The sequence below is a fragment of the Ruegeria sp. BC1 genome (assembly GCF_056539305.1).
Map to the genome: position 1 here is coordinate 322106 of NZ_JBQFUT010000003.1, position 23222 is coordinate 345327.

Here is a 23222-nt window from a genome sequence, read left to right on the forward strand (position 1 = left end):
TATCTTTAGTTCGGTCGAAAAATTAGCGGGCTGGGAAACTGGGTTCTTTGTCAGTTGATTTTTTCCAAGCCCGACAAATGGCAAAGGCCATTGTCCTAGCCCCCTAAGACTGTGCCATCACACTATTTGCGAAAAGGGTATTTGGCATGGCGTGGAAGCGACATTTAGACGTGGACATCTTTAAGCCGCACCGAGAAATTGAGCTGAAGCTTGCAGCAGGGGATGATGTGGCAACAGCTTGTCGTATTATCGGGACAAGCGATGCTGAGTATTGCAATTGGAGTATGCGTTTTGGCGGGATGGGCTGAGCGCAGTTATTTGGACTAAAGATCCTTGAGAAATAGAACGCTCGATTAAAGAAAATCGTGGCTGTACTTGAACTGGGCAATCTAATCCTCAAAGAAGCCGAAACCACTAATGCCCAGAGCCTGACCATAGGGGATTTTCGTCTGGCCGCCATTCGCGCGCACCAGGAGTTGGCAGTGACTCAGCGACTGACGTATCGGGTGATCGGGTCGGCGCAGAGCTCGTTATACAACCAACCGGCACCAAGAGATGATGATACATCTACGCCATTCTCTAGTCCGTCTACCCGCCTTCAGCTCGTTGCCACAGGCGTATAATGGCGGAATTCTCCTCCGCAACGACCATAGCATCCGACCGTTTGATTGGTCCTAATTTGTTTCCGGGATCCACGCACAACCAAATCGAACAAAATTTGATCAGTGCGTTCCGTTCAACATGTGGACAACAGCGCCCGGTAGGGCATTTGTGCACGACGTCAAAAATTCGTCTTCCGTCTAAAAGCTTGAATTAATCGGAATAGACCAGGCGTACGTCATTCTTCTTGGCGAGCTGTTCAAGCACCGGGTTTGGCTCCCTCTCTACTACAGCGCAGGAGATTTCATCGAAATTGGCCAGATTCACCAATGCGGTCACGCCAATCTTGTCAGAGGTTAGCGCCAGAATTGTTTCGCGGGCCTTGACCATCGCCGCACGAACCTTGTTGACCTCGAAGGCGTCATCGTCACTTAGGCGACCAGTATGATCTAGACCTGATACCGCGATCACTGCGTAGTCGAACATGAATTGCTCGATGAAATCGTCATCCTGAGGCCCAATAATTGCACCATCAATGTGCCGGACAAAACCACCTGGGATGGCCACCACAAAGTCACTTCGGTCTGAGAACTGTGAAGCGCAGCGTATGCTGTAGGTAACGACCCGGAGATTGCGACGCTCCAACAAGGCGCTGGCGACAGCCTCACAGGTCGTGCCGCTGTCAAGGAATATAGAGGCCCCATCGGGGATCAGGTTTGCTATTCGCCTGGCAATGCTGGTTTTTTCCGACGTCTGCGAGCGTTGCCGCTTTTGGTAGGTTTCGGAATCCAGTGTACCGATAAATGCTGCGCCCCCATGTGTGCGGCGAACTTTGCCCTGTTTGTCCAGCTCCATTATGTCGCGCCGGGCGGTTTGTTCGGAAACACCTAGTTCTCGGGACGCTTCGGCCAACCTCACGTAGCCGCGCCGCTCGATGAGGCCCAACAGAAATTGGCGACGAACCGATTTGGGGGTCGGACTGTTTTGCAAGTGTAAATTTCCTGACATTGTTGCCACTAGATTGATTGTTTTGCGAGAGATTTTCAAATGGTTTTTAGCCAAAATTGCTTGCTTTTAAACATGTTCAGTCTCATTTTTTGTTTTTGTAAGTTTTATTACATTAATGTTGTAATTTTTCTAACTCTTCTTACAATGCCTTCGAGCCTAAAGCTCCAACACCAACAGGAGGTCCCATGAGGAAACTATCAACAACATCCGCATTGATCGCACTTCTGGCTTCGCCAACCCTGGCAGGCGAGCTTACAATCTACACATCCTACGAAGAGGACGAGGCCGCCGCGTTTTTGGATCTGGCCAAAACTGCTATGCCTGACGTCACCTTCAACATGTTGCGCCTTTCCACTGGTGATTTGGCAGCGCGCATTATTGCCGAAAAAGGCAATCCGCAGCACGACGTGGTCTGGGGCTTTGCCGCATCGACCATCGTGAATCCCGAAATTGCGGAAACGCTAGAGGCCTATAAGCCAGCAGGCGTGGACAATATCCCGTCGGACTTCCGTGCAGCAGACGACTCGTGGTTTGCCGTCACGGGCTACATGGCTGTGTTTTGCGTAAACAACGAACGCATCGAAAAACTAGGTCTTGAGGCGCCAACGTCGTGGGCCGATCTACTGAAGCCCGAATTCAAAGGCGAAGTTGTCATGCCGAACCCGGCCTCGTCGGGCACGGGTTACATTCAGGTCAGCTCGCTTCTGCAAATGAAGGGCGCCGACGAAGGATGGGCGCTTTTGGATCAGCTAGACGGCAACGTTGCTCAATACATCAAATCGGGCTCCAAACCCTGCCATGCAGCGTCGTCCGGCGAATACGCTGTTGGTGCCTCTTACGATATGCGCGCGATCAAGAACATCGCAGAAGGCTTCCCGATTTCGATGGTCATCCCTTCCGAGGGTTCAGGCAACGAGCTTGAAGCCAACGCTCTGGTCGCCTCGTCGAGCAACAAGGAAGATGCCAAACGCTTCCTGGATTGGACTGTCACGCCCGAAGCTGCAAACGCCTATCTGGATTGGAAGGCGATCGTCACGATCCCGGGCGGAGCACTACCGCAGCGCTTTGTTGACGCTGGCTTGCCCCAGGACACCAACACGGTTCTTCACCCGACCGACTTCGAGGCCGCGGCCAACGACCGGGATGCGATTATTTTTGAGTGGCAAAAGCGTTACGAGCAGTAGCCCCCTCGCTGCTTACAAGGTCCCGGACACTCAACCTCCCTGTGGAGTGTCCGGGACAAACTCCGGAACGATTACAAATCGTTCCGGCCTTTCCTGCCCGAAAATATATGGAAACAAAAAATGGCCCTCGAAATCAGAAAACTGTCCAAGCTCTATGGCACCATCCGCGCGCTGGACGATCTCACGCTGACGATCCCAAAAGGAAGCTTTACATGTTTTCTCGGCCCTTCCGGTTGCGGGAAAACAACTCTATTGCGGACGATTGCGGGGCTTGAAACTGCTGATTCCGGCACAATTCACCTTGATTCAAACGACCTTTCTGACAAGCATCCGTCCGAGCGAAATTTCGGCGTTGTTTTCCAGTCCTATTCCTTGTTCCCCAACCTGTCGGCCTTAAAAAACGTAACCTATGGGCTTGAGTGCCGAGGCTGGGATCAGAAACGGGCAAAAGCCCGCGCAATGAAAATGCTGGACATGGTGCACCTGGCCGACCAGTCCCATAAACTTCCAGACCAGATGTCAGGCGGCCAGCAACAACGTGTTGCGATTGCCCGTGCCATTGCGACCGAACCTTCGGTTCTACTGCTGGATGAACCACTTTCCGCGCTTGACGCCAAGGTTCGAACAGAGTTGCGCCAAGAGGTGTCGAAAATCCAAAAAGACACCGGCATCACAACGATCATGGTTACACATGACCAGAGCGAAGCGCTTGAAATGGCAGATCAAATTGTTGTGCTACGCAACGGCAAGATTGAACAATGCGGATCAGCTCATGAACTCTACAACAGTCCGAAAACGGAGTTCGTTGCCAACTTCATCGGCAACAGCAACACGCTGCGTGTCACCCGCGGCCAGGACGGAATGCCCGTATTCGGGACGCAAGCGCTGGCGGGATTGGAGCCAATTGCGCGCGATACGATGTATGGTGTGCGCCCCGAAATGGTATCGCTGTCCAACGATCAGTCACAGGCTGCGCCATCTTTGCGCTCAACCGTTAAAGCGGTTCGCTATCTTGGGAATTTCAACATCGTCGAAGTAGCACCCGATTGCGCGCCCGAGCAAACGATCACGGTGGAATTGCACGGCCCCACTGCAGCACCAAGCGTTGGTGAACGTGTGTTTGCAAACTTGAACCCCGACTATATTCGCGAGCTTCAATAATGACCGATACGACCACCCAAAGGCCGACGATGGCCGCCAATCCCCGGTCAGGTTTCAGCGTAAGCGACAATGCAGTCGCAATGATCTTGTCGGTGACTGTCTTCACAATGATGCTCGCCTTTTTGATCGTGCCTGTTCTTGCGATTTTCTGGCGCAGTTTCGACACGGGCTCTGGCCTTGGCCTTAGCAACTATATCGACACGCTGACTGCCGGTCGCGTCTGGATGCTGATCGGAAACAGCCTAGTGATGTCATCGGTGTCCGCCAGCATGGCCGTCGTTTTGGCCTATGCCTATGCCTATGCCCTGCAGCGGACAAATATCCCGCTAAAAGGCTTATTCCGGATTGTGATCATGACCCCGCTTTTCGCGCCCTCGCTGGTGCAAGCGCAAGGTCTGATCTTCATTTTGGGGCGCAATGGCGTATTGAACCGGTTCCTGGGCTTCGACATTGATATCTACGGGTTCTGGGGCGTCGCCCTGGCCAATGCGCTGTATACGTTCCCGTATGCTTTCCTGATTTTGTCCGCCGCTTTAGCTGTTACGGACGCGCGCCTCTATGAAGGTGCGACTGTTATTGGTGCAAAGCCGCTGCGTATTTTCCGTACTGTAACATTGCCATCCACACGATACGGCATCGCAGCTGCGATTTTCGTGACATTCTCGCTGTCGATCACCGACTTCGGGAACGCCATTGTCATTGGTGGGGATTTCAACGTCCTGGCCACCGAGATCTACAACAAAGTTATCGGTCAGGGGAAATTCGGGCTGGGCGCTGTTATCGGTGTAATGCTCTTGGTCCCCGCCGTTGTGTCAAAGATCATCGAGCGCCGAATCTCCAAGCGTCAGCACGCCCAGATCACGGATGGGTCTACCACACTCAGCATTCGCGCAAATCGGCGTCGGGACTCCATCTTTGGTGCGTATACCAGCTTGATTGCGCTGATTTTCATGGCAATTCCCTTGATCGTGATCGTGGCCAGCTTTGTTGTGCTGTGGCCTTACAACATGTCTTTCTCGTTCAAACACTACGCGTTTGACGTGCAGAACGGCACAAAACCGCTGTGGAACTCGATCATCGTGGCCATCTCGACGGCGACGTTTGGTGTGGCAATTGTGACTACTGCGGCAATCGTTTCGCAGAAGTTCAAGACCGTCTTCACCGGCCCCATATCGTTCCTGTCGATATTGCCAGCTTCGATCCCGGGTATGGTTCTTGGTTTGGGTTACGTTCTGGCCTTCAACAGCCTGTCGAACCCGCTGAATTTCCTGTATGGAACATTCCCGCTGATCATTCTGTTGTATATCTACTACAACCACGCCCAGGGCTTTTTGATCACCACAACCAGCCTGAAGCAGATCAGTAAATCGTTTGACGAGGCCTCGACCGTTTTGGGGGGCGGCACTCTGCGCACCCTGTTCAAGGTGACACTGCCGCTGTTGTGGCCCACATTGCTGGGTGTCGGGGTGTTTTTCTTCATGCGCGCCATGGTGTCGTTGTCAGCAGTGATATTCCTGATTACGCCCAAAACTCAAGTTGCCGCTGTCTCGGTTCTGCAACTTGCCGATCGGGGTGCAAGCAACCAAGCGGCTGCGTTTTCGGTCTGCATCATGGCGATCGTGCTAACCATGCTTTTAATTGTGCGTACCATCCTTTGGGTGGCTGGCGTCAAAAACGTTTCGCTGATCAGGTGAGCCAAATGGATTTGCGCAATATCAAAGGCATCCTGTTCGACAAGGATGGGACCCTTCTAAAGTATGATGAGACATGGGGGCCGGTAAACCGGAGGGCAGCAATGTCCGCCGCCGGGCGGAACCAAACACTTGCGAACGAGCTTCTTGTTTCAACCGGCTATGATCTTGAAACCGGGACCGTTCAGGTCGGTTCAATTCTGGGCGCTGGCAATTCGCACGAAATCGCATGCGCCTGGCGAAAGTTTGGGGCTGTTTTGTCCGAACCGGAACTGATCGGAATGCTGGATCAGTACTTTTACAAAGCGATGCAGGACGCGGTTCCGGTTAGAGACATCGACGGAGTCACTCAGGCGTTTCACTCGAACGGATACACTCTTGGTGTCGCCAGCAGCGACAGCGAAAATTCGATCAACATGTTTCTGACCTCTCAGGGATTGTCTTCTTTTTTTGACTTTGTTGTGGGTTACAACTCTGGCTACGGGCACAAGCCCGAACCGGGAATGCTCAGCGCGTTTTGCGATCAGAAAGGTTTGGACCCATCACAGGTAGCGATGGTGGGGGATAACCCGCAGGATATGGAGATGGCACGTCGAGCAAATGCAGGCCTGCGGATCGCAGTTCTGAGCGGGAATGGCAAAGCCGAAGATCTGGAACCACTGGCCGACTTCACCTTGAATGATATCTCGGAGATGCCGGTGCTTTTTGACCTGAGCTAAGCGAGGTACACTAAAGCACCAGTGTTCGGTAACCGCAGCCTGCTTTAACGCGACTGTAGAGTATCCCAAGCGTCATCTCGATTTCAGTCGAAACAACAGCGGCCCCTCGTTTGGTGCCGCTGCTTTTACTAGCGCAGCTCTTCTGACGAATCGAGGATCAATTCCACGAATTTCCGTGCTTCTTTCCGCGCCATTTTCCCATCAAGCTCGCGCCGAGCCTGCGCCGCTTCGATCCAGACACCATCCATATAGGCCTGAATCGACCGCCTCGTGATCTCCTCTAGGTCGTCGTGAATCAGTGATTTCAGGACGCTTCGGAAATTGCTGCGCACACGGGTGCGATTGATGCGATGAAGCCTCTCCAATTTGGGAGAGTATGGCGCTTCGCCCCAAAATTGCATCCATGTCGAACATTTTTCCAACGTAAACAGGTCATCATCAAAATTTGCTTCTATCATAGCAAGCAAGCGTTCTCTGGGTGTGTTTGCTGAGCTCAGCCGCCGCAACACGCAGTCCCGCAACGTGGTCATCAGCTTGCGCATGACCGCCATCATCAGTTGCTCTTTAGAGCCAAAGTAATAGTTGATGGAAGCAGGCGAAATATCCGCTCTGCGGGCAATTTCAGCCAGCGTTATTCCTGAAAAACCTTTTTCGTGAACTGCCGAAATCGTTGCCAGGACCAGTTCTTCGTGACGAACATCTCTAATTTGTTTTCTTGCCATGCCAAACTCTTAATGACACCTGAGCTACTTCGCAAGAAAACTCCTTGAAAATCAGCTTCCTGGTGATGGGAAATAATTTTAGTTTGATTATTCAGTCAATATAAACTAACACAAGTTGTCACTCAAGGATCAGGCATCGCCGATGCCGATTCCCCTTCAAGGACGGGCAAATGAAGTTTCAACCTGATGCAAGCCATTACGCTTTCGGAAAATACGTCGAAGACTCCGATGGGGCTGAACTGAAGTGCATCTATCCTGCGACGGGAAAGGTCATTGCCACTCTACACGAGGCAACCCCGAAGCTGGTTGACGCCACCATTGCTAAAGCTCTTGAAGCACAGGTGGAGTGGGCAGCCCTTCCGGGTGTCGAAAGAGGTCGGGTTTTGCGTCGCGCTGCAGATATCATGCGCGAGCGCAATCGCGACCTTTCGATCCTTGAAACGCACGATACCGGCAAGCCTCTCTCGGAAACGCTGATCGCAGACGCGACCTCGGGTGCGGATGCGCTGGAGTATTTTGGCGGGCTCGCTGGCAGCCTGACGGGCGAACACATTCCATTGGGGAAAGACTGGGTGTACACCCGCCGCGAACCGCTGGGGCTTTGCGTTGGTATCGGAGCGTGGAACTACCCGACACAAATTGCGTGCTGGAAAGCGGCCCCTGCCCTTGCCTGTGGGAACGCGGTAATTTTCAAACCGTCCGAAGAAACCCCGCTGAGCGCATTGAAAGTCGCAGAGATTCTGACCGAAGCTGGTCTTCCCGCGGGATTGTTCAACGTCCTTCAGGGGCGCGGAGCAGTCGGTGCGCAACTGGTTACAGATGCGCGTGTAGACAAGGTATCGTTGACGGGCTCCGTACCTACCGGCAAAAAAGTTTATTCCGCAGCAGCGGAAGGTTTGAAACACGTCACCATGGAATTGGGCGGCAAGTCCCCCTTGATCGTGTTCGACGATGCCAATCTTGACGATGCGGTAGGTGGTGCAATTCTGGGGAACTTCTATTCTTCAGGACAAATCTGTTCGAATGGCACACGCGTGTTTGTTCATCGCAGCATCAAAGAGAAATTCTTGAATCGTCTTGTCGAGCGGCTGCAGAATGCGGTTATCGGTGACCCGATGAATGAGGTGACGAATTTCGGTCCTCTGATCAGCCAAAAACAGGTCGATATTGTCAGCTCCTACATCGCCAAGGGTCAGGACGAAGGCGCAAGGTTGGTCACCGGTGGGACTGTGATCGACAAACCCGGACATTGGATCACCCCGGCCGTTTTTGCCGATGTCACCGACGATATGGCAATCGCGCGCGAGGAAATATTCGGGCCGGTGCTTTCAGTGCTCGACTTCGACGACGAAGATGAAGTGATCGAACGTGCCAACGCAACCGAGTTCGGTTTGTCCGCAGGTGTTTTCACCCGCGATCTGTCACGCGCACATCGCGTCATCGCAAGGCTTCAGGCCGGTAGCTGCTTTATCAATTCGTACAATGATGCCCCTGTCGAAGCCCCATTTGGCGGCATGAAGATGTCTGGCGTTGGTCGCGAAAATTCCAAGGCGGCAATTGATCACTATAGCCAAATGAAAACCGTATATGTCCGCATGGGCGCTGTCGAAGCCCCCTTCTGAGGTAACAAATGAACGCAGATTTTGTCATCGTGGGCGCAGGTTCAGCAGGATGCGCCATGGCCTATCGGCTTGCAAATTCAGGCGCGTCCGTGATCGTGATCGAGCATGGCGGCACGGATGCGGGCCCGTTCATTCAAATGCCGGGGGCTCTGTCTTATCCGATGAACATGTCTCGGTACGACTGGGGGTATTTGTCCGAACCCGAGCCACATCTTGGCGGGCGTCAATTGGTTTGCCCGCGCGGCAAGGTCATTGGTGGGTCTTCGTCGATCAACGGAATGGTTTACGTGCGTGGCCACGCCGGGGATTTCGACCACTGGGAACAAAGCGGCGCGACTGGTTGGTCTTATGCCGACGTCCTGCCCTACTACAAACGCATGGAAACCTGGCACGGTGGTACCTCCGAATGGCGTGGAGCCGACGGGCCGCTTCATGTCACGCGCGGGCCGCGGGACAATCCGCTACACCAGGCGTTTGTCGAAGCTGGCAAACAGGCGGGCTACGAACTGACCGAAGACTACAACGGCCAAAAGCAGGAAGGTTTTGGGCCGATGGAGCAAACCGTCTGGAAAGGACGCAGATGGTCTGCTGCAAACGCCTATCTCAAGCCTGCTCTGAAACAGGACAATTGCACGCTGGTACGCGGGCTGGCGACCAAAATCGTGATCGAGGATGGCGCGGCCAAGGGTGTTGAAATCGAACGTAATGGTCAGCGTCAGGTCATTACCGCCAACCGAGAAGTAGTTATCGCGGCTTCAAGCATCAATTCGCCCAAACTGCTGATGCTATCGGGCATTGGGCCTGCGCAGCATTTGTCGGAACACGGCATCGATGTCGTCGCGGATCGCCCCGGTGTTGGGCAGAATCTGCAGGATCACCTGGAGTTCTATTTCCAGGTCGCGTGCAAACAGCCCATTACCCTCTACAAGCATTGGAACCTGTTTTCCAAAGCAATGGTCGGCGCGCAATGGCTGTTTACCAAAACCGGCCTTGGGGCTTCCAACCAGTTTGAATCGGCCGCGTTTTTCCGTTCGAACGCTGGCGTCGACTACCCGGATATCCAGTATCACTTTATCCCATTCGCCATTCGCTATGACGGCAAAGCCGCGGCCGAAGGACATGGCTTCCAAATCCACACCGGACCGATGCGCAGCAAATCACGAGGAGAGGTGACTCTGCGTTCCGCCGACCCCAAGGAAGCGCCGCGTATCTTCTTCAACTACATGTCAGATCCGCAAGACTGGGAAGACTTCCGCACCTGCATTCGTCTGACCCGCGAAATTCTGAGCCAGGATGCGTTCAAAGACTTCTACAAACACGAAATTCAGCCCGGAGAGGCGCTTCAGACCAACGAAGAACTGGATGGTTTCGTGCGCGAACATGTAGAAAGTGCGTACCATCCCTGCGGAACGTGCAAAATGGGTGCCCTGGATGATCCGATGGCAGTGGTCGATCCTGAGTGCCGCGTTATTGGCGTTGACAAGTTGCGGGTTGCCGACAGTTCAATCTTTCCGCGTATCACCAATGGCAACCTTAACGGGCCCTCAATCATGACAGGCGAGAAAGCATCCGACCACATTCTAGGGACGCGCTTGCCCCGGTCGAACCTGACCCCTTGGGTGCATCCTGATTGGCAAACGGCACAGCGCTAAAAACAGCCTTTGTTGTTGATTAGTGGTCATGAAGCAAACTAAAGTGAGCGAGCAAACAAAAAACTGAATAATCAATCAAACTCTAGGGAGATCAACATGAAATTCAAAACCACTCTTTCGGCGCTAGCCATGTCCGCTGTAGCGGGTACCGCCTTGGCGGAATGCGGCTCGGTTACGTTTTCTGACGTGGGCTGGACCGACATCACCGCAACCACTGCGGCAACCACGGTTGTCCTTGAGGCTCTGGGCTATGAAACCGATATCAAGGTTCTTTCGGTCCCGGTTACGTATGTTGGCATGGCCGAAGGGGACGTAGACGTTTTCCTGGGCAACTGGATGCCGACAATGGAAGGCGACATCGCACCCTATCGCGAAGCGGGCACCGTTGACACTGTGCGCGCCAATCTAGAAGGCGCAAAATACACGCTGGCCGCGAACCAGGCCGCCATCAATCTTGGCATCAAAGATTTTGGTGATATCGCTGGCCAAACAGATGCTCTGGACGGAAAGATCTACGGGATTGAGCCGGGCAATGACGGTAACCGCCTGATCCAATCGATGATCGACAGCGATGCCTTTGGTTTGTCCGGCTTCGAGGTCGTTGAATCGTCGGAACAAGGCATGCTGGCACAGGTTGACAGGCTTTCCGGCAAAGACGAGCCTATTGTCTTTCTGGGGTGGGAACCGCACCCGATGAACGCCAACTTTGAAATGGGCTATTTGACGGGCGGTGACGAGTTCTTTGGACCGAATTTCGGTGGTGCAACCGTCTTCACCAATACGCGCAAGGACTATGTCACCGAATGCCCAAATGTGGGTAAGCTGCTCCAAAACCTTGAATTCAGCCTCGCCATGGAAAATGAAATCATGGGTGCGATCCTGAATGACGGTGAAAACCCGCGCGACGCGGCAACCGCGTGGCTTGCTGCTCACCCCGATGCGATTGGACCTTGGCTTGACGGTGTGACTACCAAGGATGGTGGCGACGCCGTTGCAGCGGTCAGCGCCGCGCTGAGCAACTAATATCACAACAAAAAACCAAATGACCCTGAAGGATTCAGGGTCATTTTTTCCGTGGAGCAAGGGAAGCTGAAGAACAATGGATTGGTTGACAGAATACAAGATTCCGGTCGGCAAGACCTCTGAAGCTATCTTTGACTGGCTTCAAAAAATCGGCGAGCCTTTTTTCGAGGCGCTGTCCACTGTGATGGAACTTCTGATCGACGGTATCCTGTGGCTGTTGCAGACTCCAAATCCGTTGATTGTGGTGCTTGCATTTGTCGCGATCGCCTGGATTTTACAGAGAAACTGGAAAGTGTGCCTGTTTGTATTCGCCGGGTCTTTGTTCATCATCAACCAAGACTATTGGGAAGAAACAACCGAAAGCCTGACGCTGGTTTTGTCTGCTTGCGTCGTCTGTATGGCGATTGGCATCCCAATTGGGATTGCTGCCGCGCACAGGCCTAAACTCTATTCTGCGTTGCGACCTATTTTGGACCTAATGCAGACGTTGCCGACCTTCGTCTATCTTATCCCTGCGATCGTTTTCTTTGGACTTGGGATGGTTCCAGGGCTGATCGCAACAGTCATCTTTGTGGTTCCGGCCCCAATTCGCCTGACGCATCTGGGTGTTTCATCAACCCCGAAACCGCTTCTCGAAGCAGCCGAGGCCTTTGGTGCCAAGCCTCGTCAGACCCTATGGAAGGTTGAGCTGCCTTACGCGCTCCCCCAAATCATGACGGGTCTGAACCAAACAATCATGCTGTCCCTGTCCATGGTCGTTATCGCGGCCCTAGTCGGCGCGGACGGGCTGGGGGTTCCCGTGATCCGGGCTCTGAACACTGTGAACGCCGCGCTTGGGTTTGAAAGCGGGTTCATCATCGTGGTTGTCGCGATCATGCTTGATCGGGTCTTGCGGGTGGAGCACTAACAAATGAACAACGCTGTAGAATTCGACAACGTTTCGATCGTATTCGGAGACAAGCCGAAGAAAGCCTTGCCTCTGATGGACGCGATGAAAGATCGCTCCGAAATTCAGCGCGAAACCGATCAGGTCCTGGGTGTACACGATTGCAGCCTGACGGTCGGCGAAGGGGAAATCCTGGTGCTGATGGGCCTTTCCGGGTCCGGTAAGTCAACGCTGCTGCGCGCGGTGAACGGGCTGAACCCGGTCGTTCGGGGTTGCGTGCGCGTCAATGATGGTGACGGCATGGTAGACGTCACCAATGCCGACGCCACCACGCTTCGCAGGATTCGCCAGCATCATGTAGCGATGGTTTTCCAACAATTTGGTTTGCTACCGTGGCGCACTGTTCGCGAGAACGCCGGTTTGGGACTGGAACTTTCGGGCCTGACACGGGCTGAGCGCGCCGACAAGGTCGATGAACAACTCGCACTCGTCGGCTTGTCGGACTGGGCCGACCGCAAAGTCGGAGAACTATCGGGTGGCATGCAGCAACGTGTCGGACTGGCTCGGGCCTTCGCAACGGACGCGCCAATCTTGCTGATGGACGAACCTTTCTCGGCCCTCGACCCGCTGATCCGAACCCGCCTGCAGGACGAATTGCTGGATCTGCAGAAAAAATTGAAGCGCACGATTATCTTCGTGAGCCACGATCTGGATGAGGCCTTCAAGCTTGGCAATCACATCGCGATTATGGAAGGCGGCCGGATCGTCCAATGCGGCACGCCGCAGGACATTTATTCTGCCCCGGCAAACGAGTATGTCGCCGATTTTGTGACTCACATGAATCCGCTGGGCGTGCTGTGTGCCCGAGATGTGGTCGAGCCCGTCGTTGGAACACCCAGCTTTACAGTACCGGGCGAGACCGATATCCGCGAAGTCATCACGCAGGTCAGCAGCAGTGGCAAGCCTGTTGGCGTTATGGAGGATGGCGCGCTTATCGGGCAGATCACAAAAGATACCGTTCTGGCAAAGCTGCTTGACCCGAAAGGCTGAACACAGCGTTCATTCAGGTTTGGACCGTTTCCAAGCAAATCAACTTGAAGGCCTGAAACTCCGGAGTTTCCTGAAAACCGGGATTTCGGGCTAGGGCCACACGGTGTGGCGGCGTGTATCCTGCCAGCGGCAGCTTGACTATGTCGTCACCATCATAGGTTTTGTCATGCGGCAGATCCGTTGCCAGCAGACCGACCCCAAGCCGGTTGGCAACTGCCGAACGCAGAAACTCCACAGACTCGGTTTCAAATGCGATCCGGGTCTTGGCTTCATGACCCTGCAACAACGACAGAAAATACTCGCGACTTCCGGGCAGGCTGATGAGGATCAGAGGGTCATGCAACAGATCCTGAACGTTGATTTTGTCTCTTCCCGCAAGCGGGTGACCTTGCCAGACGACGCCATAGGGTTTCACATCTTTAAGGGCAAGGATTTCCAGGTCCGTCGGAAGCCCGAAGTCATATATGAGAGCCGTTTCAATCCGCCCGACTTCCAGCCAGTTTGATAAATCGCTCAGGTTGCCTTCGTACAACTTTACCCGGACAGATGAATGTTGATTTTGGAACTTCCGCACAAGTCTGGGGACATAGAGCGGTCCAAGGGTTGTCATAAATCCGATCGACAGTGAACCGATTAACTCTCCTTGGCTGTCTTTCGCAGCGAAGATTTCACCCAGCTGACTATAGGCTCCGCGCAACTGGGCAAGCTTGCGTGCGCCCTGTGCGGTCGGTTCCATACCCAGTCCTGGCCGGCGCACAAATAGCGGGAAGCCTAATTCGTCTTCTACCCGAGAAATCGCAAGAGAGACAGAGGGTTGTGATATGTTCAGCCGCCGCGCTGCTGCCGCGGTGCTTCCCTCTTCTGCAACGGCAAGAATGAACCTGATCTGGCTGAGTGTGATGGGTATAGTTTCCATTTATTTTGTATATATCAATACAGTATTTCTGTATATATCCCGAATTGCCGTAACCTACCTGAAACAACGGTGGGAACGCTAATGACTGATCCAGCACAATCACAACCTTTAAACGGGCTCCGCATCCTGGACTTCACGCGCGTTCTGGCAGGTCCATACTGTACTGCGCTGCTGGCCGATATCGGTGCAGAAGTCATCAAGATCGAAAGCGCGTCCGGTGATGACTATCGCCATATTGGACCCTTTCAGGACGCTGAAAGCCTGCTGTTCCAGTCCATCAACAGGGGCAAGAAATCGGTCGTCCTGAACCTCAAAGACCCAGATGATCTGACCCAATTGAAAGATCTGGTCGCCACCAGCGACGTGGTGGTCGAGAATTTTCGCCCCGGTGTCATGCAACGTCTGGGTTTGGGATATGACGCGCTGAGCGCGATCAATCCGGGGCTGGTCTATGTCAGCATATCCGGCTTTGGTCAGACGGGGCCTGACGCCGATAAACCCGCGTATGACATGATTGTGCAAGCCCTGTCCGGCTTTATGGAAATGACGGGTGAGCCAGACACACCACCCACCATGTCCGGCGAGGCGATCGGCGATGTTGCGGGCGGGATTTTCGCCGCCTGGTCGATGATGGTCGCGCTATTTGACAGGACGCGGACCGGAAAGGGTCGCTATATTGATGTGTCGCTGTTGGACAGCCTGATGGCCATGATGCCCATCGTTGCGTGCCGAACAGTTACAGCAGGCGGAAATCCCACCCGCACCGGCAACCGCCACGCGCTCTCGGCCCCGTTCGGGGTCTATTCTTGCCGCAACGGAAGCTTTGCGCTGGCGGTTTTGAACAACCAGATTTTCCAACGTTTTCTAAACGTGATCGGGGCGCCGGATTTGATCGATGAACCGCGATTCTCCACCGATGAAAACCGCAGAGCAAATGAAGCGGAACTAGCAGTGTACATCGAATCCTGGGCGTCCAAGCTGACTCTTAGCGATGTGATCGACGCTTTGACTGCCGCAGGCGTTCCCGCCAGTGAACTTCGTTCAGCGAAAGAAGCCTGGACATCACCCGGCACAAACGAGCGTCAACTGGCCACTCCGGTTGACCATCCTACATTGGGCCGTCTCAACATATTTGAACAGCCCGTGCATTTCGCAGGGCTGCCCCGCGGAAATCGGCACCCGGCGCCAGCGCTTGGGGCCAATCAACACGACTATTTTCCCGAACAGCCCGCAAAGGAGGTATGAACATGACGCCGCAACTCAACACCGACGAACAGGCGGTCATCGACCAGATCGAACGCTTTTCGGACGAGGTTCTGGCTCCGAAAGCTGCTGAGATCGACGAAACCTCGACATTCTCGACCTGCAATCTGCCCAGCATGGCGGAAATGGGCATCATGGGGATGAACCTGCCCGAAGAGTTTGGCGGCCTTGGCCTTTCAGGACCGGCATTGTATCGGGCGGTTGAACTGGTGGCGGGGGCCTGTGGCTCGACCGCGTCGATGTTGACCGCGCATTTCCTTGCAACAGACAGCATCCTGATCGGCGCAAACGACGACATGCGTAATCAGCTTTTGCCCAAGGCGGCCAGTGGCGAGGTGCTCGGAGCGTTTGGCCTGACCGAACCGATGGCAGGATCCAATCCCATGGATATGCGTACCAAAGCCGTGCGCGACGGGGATTACTATCACATCAAGGGATCAAAGTGCTTTATCTCGAATGCGGGTGACGCTGATTTCATCGTCGTTTATGCAAAGACCGACCCTGACAAGGGGGCACGAGGCATCAGTGCCTTTCTGGTCGAACCCAAAAAGATCGAAGGTGTCGATATCGCCCCGGCCGAACGGACAATGGGCCTTAAGGGCGGGCATGTTTTCGGCATTACGCTGGATTGCCAAGTGCCCGTCGAAAACCTGATCGGTGAAGAAGGAACCGGTTTCAAAACCGCGATGAAAGTGTTGGACAACGGTCGGATCGAAGTGGCAGCACAAGCCACAGGGATTGCCGAGGCTGCGATGAACGCAGCGATATCCTATGCCAACGAACGCCATATCGGCGGTCATCCGATTGGCGAATTTCAGGGACTTCAGTTCATGATTGCCGACATGGCCAATCAATTAGCCGCCGCACGCGCCTTGGCTTTGATCGCTGCTGGTAAACGGGGCACCGGCCAGCGGTTTTCAACCGATGCAGCGCACGCAAAACTGTTCGCATCCGAAGCAGCCTGGGACATTGCCGACAAGGCGCTACAAATCCATGGCGGCTATGGATACACAAGGGATTTCCCGCTGGAACGATACTTGAGGGATCTGCGTATCTTCCGGATTTACGAAGGCAGTTCGGAAATCCAACGCACGATCATCGCACGAGGATTGCTTGCCGCGGCCTGATCCGGCAGCCCAACCGCCAGAGCTTTGAGGCAACAATCAGGGCAAATCAGTGAGGGTTCAGAATACTGTTGATCTCGGCGATGCGTGCTTTGGCGGCAGTCCGCTCTGCATCGCCGGGAAAGACCGACTCCAAATAATGCGAGATGTGCTCAATTGACGTGTCGCGGGAAATCCCAGACGGAGTCGTTCCACAGCGCACCCATAATCCGTCAATCATCACCGAAAGTGAAAACGCCGTCTGACACGCCGTTTCACGATCGGTGACATGGTCAAGTGCGTGGATCAGGTTTGACGCTGTTCGCTTGTGAGTCGCGGTCTGAATGCGCTGATAAGCCGAACGGTAAGGCACCTCGGCACACAATGCGAGCCAGGCGTGGGCAACGCGAGGCTTGAAATATGCTCGGGAGAAGTTCCCTTCAACGACGGAATAGACCCTCTCCCATGGTGTTGCCGACCGCACCAATAGTTCGCGAACGTCCTTCGCGAAATCGGCATGGGCATAACGCATCGCCATCTCAAGCAATTGTGCCTTACTGCCGAAGTAATGGAGAATATTGGTTTTTGAGGTGCCCGCGCGCTCAGCCACTTTGTCAACTGTTGTACCGGAAAGCCCAAGTTCGCTGAGCGTCTCAAAGGCCGATTTCGAGTATTCCACACGCCGCAGCCGTGTCAGATTATTCCGCCCCATTCCATCACCTCATTCGCTGTAGGCCAAATTTTTATTGACTCAGCACCAAAAATTTATCAAGAGTAATTTAAATAGACCGATTGGTCTATTATTAGACTGGGAGGTTTGTTATGTTGAAATCTACAACGTCAATGGGATTTGCTGCTGTCCTGTTAAGCGCTGGAATCGCGCATGCGTCATGCGAAGAAGTGCGTATGGCCGAGCCGGGCTGGACCGATCTCGCTCTTACTTCGGCAATTGCTTCGGTTGTCGTGGAAGCGCTGGGATACCAACCCAAGCTGAATGTCCTTGGCACGTCTGTCATTTATGAATCGCTTGTGAATGACGACCTGGACGTCTTTCTGGGATATTGGGATCCCGCAATGGCACAGTTCTTTGCGCCCTATGTTGATGGTGGCAAAGTCGAAACGCTGAACCAAAACCTTACCGGTGCAAAATACACGCTTGCTGTTCCCGATTATGTACACGCGGCAGGAGTCAAAGACTTTGCCGATCTGGCGCAACACGCGGACAAGTTCGAAAACTCGTTTTACGGAATCGAGGCCGGGGCCAACAGCCAGACCATGTCCATCATCGAACAAAACGACTTTGGGCTGGGCGATTGGACCGTTGTGGAAAGCTCGGAACAGGGGATGCTGGCGCAGGTTCGTCGCGCCGTCGCCAAGGAAGACTGGGTAGTCTTTCTGGCTTGGGCGCCGCATCCGATGAACGTAGAATTCGACATCGAGTATCTAACCGGTGGTGACGCGTATTTCGGACCTGATTTTGGCGCAGCGTCCGTCCACACTCAGGCTCGTCTGGGATATGCCGAAGAGTGTCCGAATATGGGCAAGTTTTTCACCCAACTGACGTTTGACGTCGATCTGGAAAACGAAGGCATGGGCTATATCATCAACGACGGTGAAGATCCCGAAGATGCGGCCCAGATGATTCTCAAGAAACGCCCCGATGTGCTGGAGGCATGGCTGGAAGGCGTGCAAACCATTGACGGCAAGCCGGGCCTTGCCGCTGTACAAAGCCACCTGGGCCTGCCGAGCGGTTCGTGATGGCACTCGCAAGCACCACACATGACGACGGCAACGCAAATGCGGTTGGCCTTGCCTGCCGCACCTACGGCGCGGTCGATGCACCTGCTGTGGTACTTCTGATTGGCCTCGGCATGAACGCGTCGGAATGGCCAACGGCTTTTGTCAAAAACCTTGCGCGTCATTGCTTTGTCATTTGTCCCGACAATCGCGACTCGGGTGACTCTCCGGTTCTTGGACCGGAGAGTGAACCGGTCCTGCGTGAGATATGGCTTGGGCGCGACAAAGAGGCGGCGCAACGCGCAGCAGCCTACCGCCTTTCGGATATGCGCGACGACGTGCTTCGCCTGATTGATGGGCTTGGCGTCAAGAAATTCGATCTGGTCGGGTTTTCAATGGGTGGAATGATCGGTCAGATGGTTGCCGCTTCGGCTGGCAAGCGGGTTGGTCGCTTTGTGCAGCTGGCCGGCAATGACGGAACTGCAGAAATTGACGCCGAAGCCGACGCGACACGCAGAATGGCCAGGTTGTTTACCGTCCCGGAATGCCAAGGTGCTGAATACGAGTACCTGCTGAGCGACGCGCTTTACTACGGCGCCGGGCAACTGGAAGACGACAAAGAACTACAAGACGAAATCGCCAGAATTACGGCTGCCGGATATCGTTTTGGCGGCTCTGCACGGCAGGCTATCGCCGTTCTGGCGGAAGAGGATCGCACAAAAATGCTGAACAACATCACGGCGAAAACTCTGGTGCTTCATGGCGATTCAGATCCGTGCATTTCTTATCGACGCGGCAAGGTGGCGGCGGACAAGATTCCGGACGCCGAATTTCGTACTTTGCCCGGGGTTGGTCATGTCATCAGCGGTGAAATGTGCGACGCCGCTCTTGAGTGGCTTCTGTCCAATGACAACTTGAACTGAGGAAATCTGACATGGAATGGTTGGAAGAAAACAGTTTGCCAATCGGCAATTGGGCGAAATCCGGCGTTGATTGGCTGACAGGCAACATGTCAGGCTTTTTTGATGCCTTGTCCGCCGGAATTGAGGCGATCGTTGGCGCGGCACTTTGGCTGCTGCAGTTGCCGCACCCATTGCTGTTTGTCGCGCTCGTCGGGGCCCTCGCGCTCTACCTCCACCGATCAATTTGGTTAGCGCTTTTTTCCGTTTTCGGACTGCTATTGATCATCAATCTCGGCTACTGGGCAGAGACAATGGAGACCCTGGCCTTGGTGCTGGCGGCGACAACAACCTGTATGGTCATCGGCGTCCCCATCGGTATTCTCGCCGCTCGCCGCCCGGTCTTTTACAAAGTCCTGCAACCGATCCTAGATCTGATGCAGACGATTCCGACCTTCGTCTATCTCATTCCGGCGCTGGTATTGTTCGGACTGGGTGCGGTTCCGGCCTTGATCGCCACAGTGGTGTTCTCGGTGCCCGCACCGATCCGGCTGACCTATCTGGGTGTATCCTCGACCCCACCCGCGCTGATCGAAACGGCGCAAGCCTTCGGTGCCTCTGACCGCATGATCTTGTGGAAAGTTGAGATCCCATGGGCGATGCCGCAAATTCTGGCAGGTCTGACCCAAACGATCATGCTGTCGCTGTCCATGGTTGTTATTGCCGCGCTGGTGGGTGCAAGCGGTTTGGGCGTGCCTACACTTAGAGCGTTGAACCAAGTCAACATTGCAAAAGGGTTCGAAGTCGGCATCGCCATCGTCATCATCGCCATCGTCCTCGATCGCCTACTGCGTTTCAAAGGGAAGAATTGAGATGACCAAACCAGTATTGAGATTCAGCGCGGCAAATATTGTTTTTGGAGACAACCCAAAGTCAGCACTACCGCTGATGGACGCGGGGAAATCCCGAGAAGAAATTCGCAAGGAGACGGGGCAAGTGTTGGGCGTACACGATTGTACGCTGGATCTGAACGAAGGCGAGATTGTCGTCTTAATGGGACTTTCGGGATCTGGAAAATCAACCCTTTTGCGAGCCTCGAACCGCCTCAATCCGCTAACTCGTGGATCGGTCGAAGTACGCACCGAAAACGGACTTGTTGATCTTGCCGATCTGTCGGCCGGGCAACTGCGCGACGTACGACGCAAACAGATTTCGATGGTCTTCCAGCAATTCGGCCTGCTACCGTGGCGCAGCGTGCTGGAAAACACCGCATTTGGGTTAGAGGCTGCCGGCGTAGATAAGGCCGAGCGCCTTGAAAAAGCCATGAAACAGCTTGAAACCGTGCATCTGGCCGACTGGGCTCATATGCAGATTTCAGAGCTGTCCGGCGGGATGCAGCAACGTGTTGGCCTAGCTCGAGCGCTGGCGACCGAAGCGCCGATCCTGTTAATGGATGAACCCTTCTCAGCGCTTGATCCTTTGATCCGCAATGAGCTGCAAGAAGAGTTACTGGAACTTTTGCGGGTTCTGGACAAATCGATCCTGTTTGTCAGTCACGATCTGGACGAAGCCATGAAGCTGGGCAATCGGATCGCCATCATGGAAGGCGGGCGAATGGTTCAGCTTGGCACTCCGCAAGACATCGTACTGCGTCCGCAGACTGACTATGTGCGCAAATTCGTGGCCGAGATGAATCCGCTTGGCGTATTGCGCGCAGCCGAAGTCATGCAACCCGCCGAGGGCCCCGCCCCCGCCGATGCGGCTGTCCATCCCATCTCGACACCCGTCAAAGAGCTCATCCGGTTCCACATTGCGCGTGACGGTGAAAGCTATATCTCTGACGGTGATCAGATCGTTGGCAAATTGAGCGACAAGAACATCCTGAAAGCCCTTCTGCGGGACTAAGGCACACCAAGATCAGGTTGTCGCCACTAACTGATAGCCCGGTTGCGTGAAGGCTTTGACCAGGGTGATAGGGCGCTCGTCTTCAAATGTCGCGCGCTCAATCACGAACAGCGCGTCACCTTGGTCGATCTCCATTTGCTGTGCTGTTGTGGCATTGGCTTTCTGCGCATAAAGACGCAGTTCGTAACGCGAATAGGGTTTGTTTCTAATCAGCCACTCGTTTGCACTGACCCGAGTCAAGTCTACCTGCAAAATTTCGGGGGTGGTCTGCGTACAGATCCATCGTTCTTCCAGAATGTATGGTCGTCCATCCGCCAGATGCAGCGCATCCGCCCGCAACAGCGGTCGCGGCGCAGCAATACCCAGCTTGGCAAGGACAGACATGGGTGGCGCGTCCTCTTCAAGCGAGATCAGCTGATAACCGTATTCCCGACCGCTCTGCTCAATCTCCAGCCGGGTAACAGGGATATCGAGCGTTGCGCGCGCAATCGGTTCCCGCCGAACATGCGTCCCGCCCTTGCGCCTGCGTTCGATGAGCCCGCTATCGACCAGATCCTGCATCGCGCGCTGAACTGTGGAACGCGCGCAATTCAGTGTTTCAGCAAGGTCAGCATCGCGTGGCAAACGATCACCGGGCCTGAAGCGACCGGCCAGAATGTCATCTCGGACACGGTCGCGGACAGATTTCCATGTTGTCTTTCTTTCAACCATTAGATCTCCAATTGGAGCGACTTCATCAGCGCAACATAGTCCGCAACAATCCTGTCGCGAAGCACATGTCGACCATTCTTCACCATGTGTCGTCCTGCACTCCACACGTCAGTAATCGCATTACCGCCTTGCCCGGAAAACAGCAAACTGTCCAGCAATTGATCGGAACCCCGCCCGGCAAGTGCAGGAGTGTCCGTGCCGAGACCAATGAGATCACCCCACTCGCCAGCTTTGATCTGGCCAGAATTGCGCCCTCCGGCCTGGGCCCCGCCTCGCGCAGACGCTTCGTAAAGAACACGCCCGGTCGACTTTTCGGGTGTCGCCAGCGCCGCGCGGCTACGGTCTCGCAGGCGTTGTGAGTATTCAAGCGTCGTCAGCTCATGGAACAGCGAGATGTGCACGTTGGAATCCGACCCTACTCCAAAAGATCCTCCAGCAGGCAGATAAGTCGTGCCTTCAAAGATGCCATCGCCAAGGTTGGACTCGGTGAGCGGGCACAGCCCGGCGACTGCTCCGGTCGCTGCCAGACCAAGCGTTTCGTGATCTTTCATCTGGGTGACGTGAATCAGACACCATCTGTCATTCACATCGTGGTTTTCCAACAACCACTCAACCGGGCGCGCACCCAAATAGGCCTCGACTTCTTCAACCTCTGCAACCTGCTCGGCCAGATGCATATGTACAGGACCATTTGCTGCCGAACTTTTCACCAGTTCGCGCAACGCCACGGTGGAAACGGCCCGCAATGAATGGGGCGCGACGCCGATCGAAAAATCACTTGCAGCCCTACCAATCAGGGCCGCACTCTTGTCATGCAGCATCAGAAACTGGTCCAGATCATTTCCGAACCGGCGCTGTCCACCCTGCAGCGCGCGCCCGTCGCACCCGCCGTTGGAATAAAGGACAGGCAAGAGCGTCAGGCCAATTCCGGTCTCGGTTGCAGCCGCCGTGATGCGCGCAGCCATTTCAGCAAGGTCATCATAGGGCCGCCCACCCACATCGTGGTGCAAATAGTGGAATTCGGCAACTGAGGCATACCCCGCTTCAAGCATCTCCATATAGACCAGCGACGCGATAACTTGCACCTGATCCGGGTCAAGCTGATCCAGAAAGCGGTACATCAATCGGCGCCACGTCCAGAAACTGTCGCGCGGATCAGGCCCGCGTGCTTCAGTTAGGCCTGACATAGCCCGCTGAAAAGCGTGGCTGTGCAGATTGGTCTGGGCCGGGAGGATCAGATCATGGGTCGCCGGGCCACTTTCCGCGCCAGGTGTGACCGAATCAATACGACCATCATCGCCGACGACAATCGTAACGTCTGATCCCCAACCGTTTGGCAGAAGTGCTTGTTTTGCCTTGATTTCATACAT

The 23222-nt window shown here is 54.5% G+C and carries 21 protein-coding genes; 15 read left to right on the plus strand and 6 right to left on the minus strand.

Annotated features, from left to right (window positions below):
- Positions 1–813: 813 nt before the first annotated feature.
- The gene (locus ACR0IY_RS09650; protein WP_480672632.1) at positions 814–1590 is read right to left on the minus strand and encodes a DeoR/GlpR family DNA-binding transcription regulator; all 777 of its coding nucleotides are present in this window, start codon (positions 1588–1590) and stop codon (positions 814–816) included.
- Positions 1591–1793: 203 nt separating this feature from the next.
- On the opposite strand from ACR0IY_RS09650, the gene ACR0IY_RS09655 reads away from it, so the two are divergent.
- The 4 genes from ACR0IY_RS09655 (at position 1794) to ACR0IY_RS09670 (ending at position 6363) form a co-directional block, all read left to right on the plus strand.
- Positions 1794–2792, plus strand: coding sequence for an ABC transporter substrate-binding protein (locus ACR0IY_RS09655; RefSeq protein WP_480672634.1), 999 nt, complete (start codon positions 1794–1796; stop codon positions 2790–2792).
- A gap of 120 nt (positions 2793–2912) precedes the next feature.
- A complete protein-coding gene (locus tag ACR0IY_RS09660; RefSeq protein WP_480672636.1) occupies positions 2913–3953 on the plus strand; it encodes an ABC transporter ATP-binding protein in 1041 nt (346 codons plus the stop codon).
- Positions 3953–5647 (plus strand): ABC transporter permease subunit, encoded by a 1695-nt coding sequence (locus ACR0IY_RS09665; RefSeq protein ID WP_480672638.1) that lies wholly within the window; start codon positions 3953–3955, stop codon positions 5645–5647. Before ACR0IY_RS09660 ends, ACR0IY_RS09665 begins: the two co-directional genes overlap by 1 nt.
- Positions 5648–5652: 5 nt before the next feature.
- Positions 5653–6363: an HAD family hydrolase gene (locus ACR0IY_RS09670; RefSeq protein ID WP_480672640.1), complete on the plus strand. Its 711-nt coding sequence runs from the start codon at positions 5653–5655 to the stop codon at positions 6361–6363.
- 128 nt (positions 6364–6491) lie between these two features.
- Here ACR0IY_RS09670 and betI (ACR0IY_RS09675) read toward each other — a convergent pair whose 3' ends face one another.
- On the minus strand, positions 6492–7085 hold the full coding sequence (gene betI, locus ACR0IY_RS09675; RefSeq protein ID WP_480672642.1) for a choline-binding transcriptional repressor BetI: 594 nt from the start codon (positions 7083–7085) through the stop codon (positions 6492–6494).
- A gap of 170 nt (positions 7086–7255) precedes the next feature.
- On the opposite strand from betI (ACR0IY_RS09675), the gene betB reads away from it, so the two are divergent.
- From betB to choV, 5 genes are all read left to right on the plus strand, one after another.
- Positions 7256–8707 carry a betaine-aldehyde dehydrogenase gene (betB, locus tag ACR0IY_RS09680; RefSeq protein ID WP_480672643.1) on the plus strand — a complete coding sequence of 484 codons (1452 nt, stop codon included), beginning with the start codon at positions 7256–7258 and terminating at the stop codon, positions 8705–8707.
- An 8-nt stretch (positions 8708–8715) separates the two neighbouring features.
- The gene (gene betA, locus ACR0IY_RS09685) at positions 8716–10359 is read left to right on the plus strand and encodes a choline dehydrogenase (RefSeq protein ID WP_480672645.1); all 1644 of its coding nucleotides are present in this window, start codon (positions 8716–8718) and stop codon (positions 10357–10359) included.
- 96 nt (positions 10360–10455) lie between these two features.
- Positions 10456–11382: a choline ABC transporter substrate-binding protein gene (gene choX, locus ACR0IY_RS09690; protein ID WP_480672647.1), complete on the plus strand. Its 927-nt coding sequence runs from the start codon at positions 10456–10458 to the stop codon at positions 11380–11382.
- 76 nt (positions 11383–11458) lie between these two features.
- Complete coding sequence (gene choW, locus ACR0IY_RS09695; protein WP_480672649.1) at positions 11459–12289, plus strand: choline ABC transporter permease subunit; 831 nt, start codon at positions 11459–11461, stop codon at positions 12287–12289.
- 3 nt (positions 12290–12292) lie between these two features.
- The gene (gene choV / locus ACR0IY_RS09700) at positions 12293–13318 is read left to right on the plus strand and encodes a choline ABC transporter ATP-binding protein (protein ID WP_480672651.1); all 1026 of its coding nucleotides are present in this window, start codon (positions 12293–12295) and stop codon (positions 13316–13318) included.
- Between the two features lie 13 nt (positions 13319–13331).
- Here the strand turns inward: choV and ACR0IY_RS09705 are convergent, their stop codons facing one another.
- Entirely contained in the window at positions 13332–14234 is a 903-nt protein-coding gene (locus tag ACR0IY_RS09705) for a LysR family transcriptional regulator (protein ID WP_480672652.1), read from the minus strand.
- 81 nt (positions 14235–14315) lie between these two features.
- Here ACR0IY_RS09705 and ACR0IY_RS09710 point away from each other — a divergent pair, with 81 nt between their 5' ends.
- Positions 14316–15479 (plus strand): CaiB/BaiF CoA transferase family protein, encoded by a 1164-nt coding sequence (locus ACR0IY_RS09710; RefSeq protein WP_480672654.1) that lies wholly within the window; start codon positions 14316–14318, stop codon positions 15477–15479.
- A 2-nt stretch (positions 15480–15481) separates the two neighbouring features.
- The gene (locus ACR0IY_RS09715) at positions 15482–16624 is read left to right on the plus strand and encodes an acyl-CoA dehydrogenase family protein (protein ID WP_480672656.1); all 1143 of its coding nucleotides are present in this window, start codon (positions 15482–15484) and stop codon (positions 16622–16624) included.
- 46 nt (positions 16625–16670) lie between these two features.
- Here the strand turns inward: ACR0IY_RS09715 and betI (ACR0IY_RS09720) are convergent, their stop codons facing one another.
- Positions 16671–17312, minus strand: coding sequence for a transcriptional regulator BetI (gene betI / locus ACR0IY_RS09720; RefSeq protein ID WP_480672658.1), 642 nt, complete (start codon positions 17310–17312; stop codon positions 16671–16673).
- Between the two features lie 110 nt (positions 17313–17422).
- On the opposite strand from betI (ACR0IY_RS09720), the gene choX (ACR0IY_RS09725) reads away from it, so the two are divergent.
- The 4 genes from choX (ACR0IY_RS09725) to ACR0IY_RS09740 are packed head-to-tail and all read left to right on the plus strand — an operon-like array spanning position 17423 to position 21141.
- Complete coding sequence (gene choX / locus ACR0IY_RS09725; protein ID WP_480672660.1) at positions 17423–18358, plus strand: choline ABC transporter substrate-binding protein; 936 nt, start codon at positions 17423–17425, stop codon at positions 18356–18358.
- The gene (locus ACR0IY_RS09730; RefSeq protein ID WP_480672662.1) at positions 18358–19260 is read left to right on the plus strand and encodes an alpha/beta fold hydrolase; all 903 of its coding nucleotides are present in this window, start codon (positions 18358–18360) and stop codon (positions 19258–19260) included. Before choX (ACR0IY_RS09725) ends, ACR0IY_RS09730 begins: the two co-directional genes overlap by 1 nt.
- An 11-nt stretch (positions 19261–19271) precedes the next feature.
- Positions 19272–20108, plus strand: coding sequence for a choline ABC transporter permease subunit (gene choW / locus ACR0IY_RS09735; RefSeq protein WP_480672664.1), 837 nt, complete (start codon positions 19272–19274; stop codon positions 20106–20108).
- Between the two features lies 1 nt (position 20109).
- Complete coding sequence (locus ACR0IY_RS09740) at positions 20110–21141, plus strand: quaternary amine ABC transporter ATP-binding protein (RefSeq protein ID WP_480672666.1); 1032 nt, start codon at positions 20110–20112, stop codon at positions 21139–21141.
- 12 nt (positions 21142–21153) lie between these two features.
- Here ACR0IY_RS09740 and ACR0IY_RS09745 read toward each other — a convergent pair whose 3' ends face one another.
- Entirely contained in the window at positions 21154–21852 is a 699-nt protein-coding gene (locus ACR0IY_RS09745; protein ID WP_480672668.1) for a GntR family transcriptional regulator, read from the minus strand.
- Positions 21852–23222: a formimidoylglutamate deiminase gene (locus tag ACR0IY_RS09750; protein ID WP_480672670.1), complete on the minus strand. Its 1371-nt coding sequence runs from the start codon at positions 23220–23222 to the stop codon at positions 21852–21854. The genes ACR0IY_RS09745 and ACR0IY_RS09750 overlap by 1 nt, the downstream gene beginning before the upstream one ends.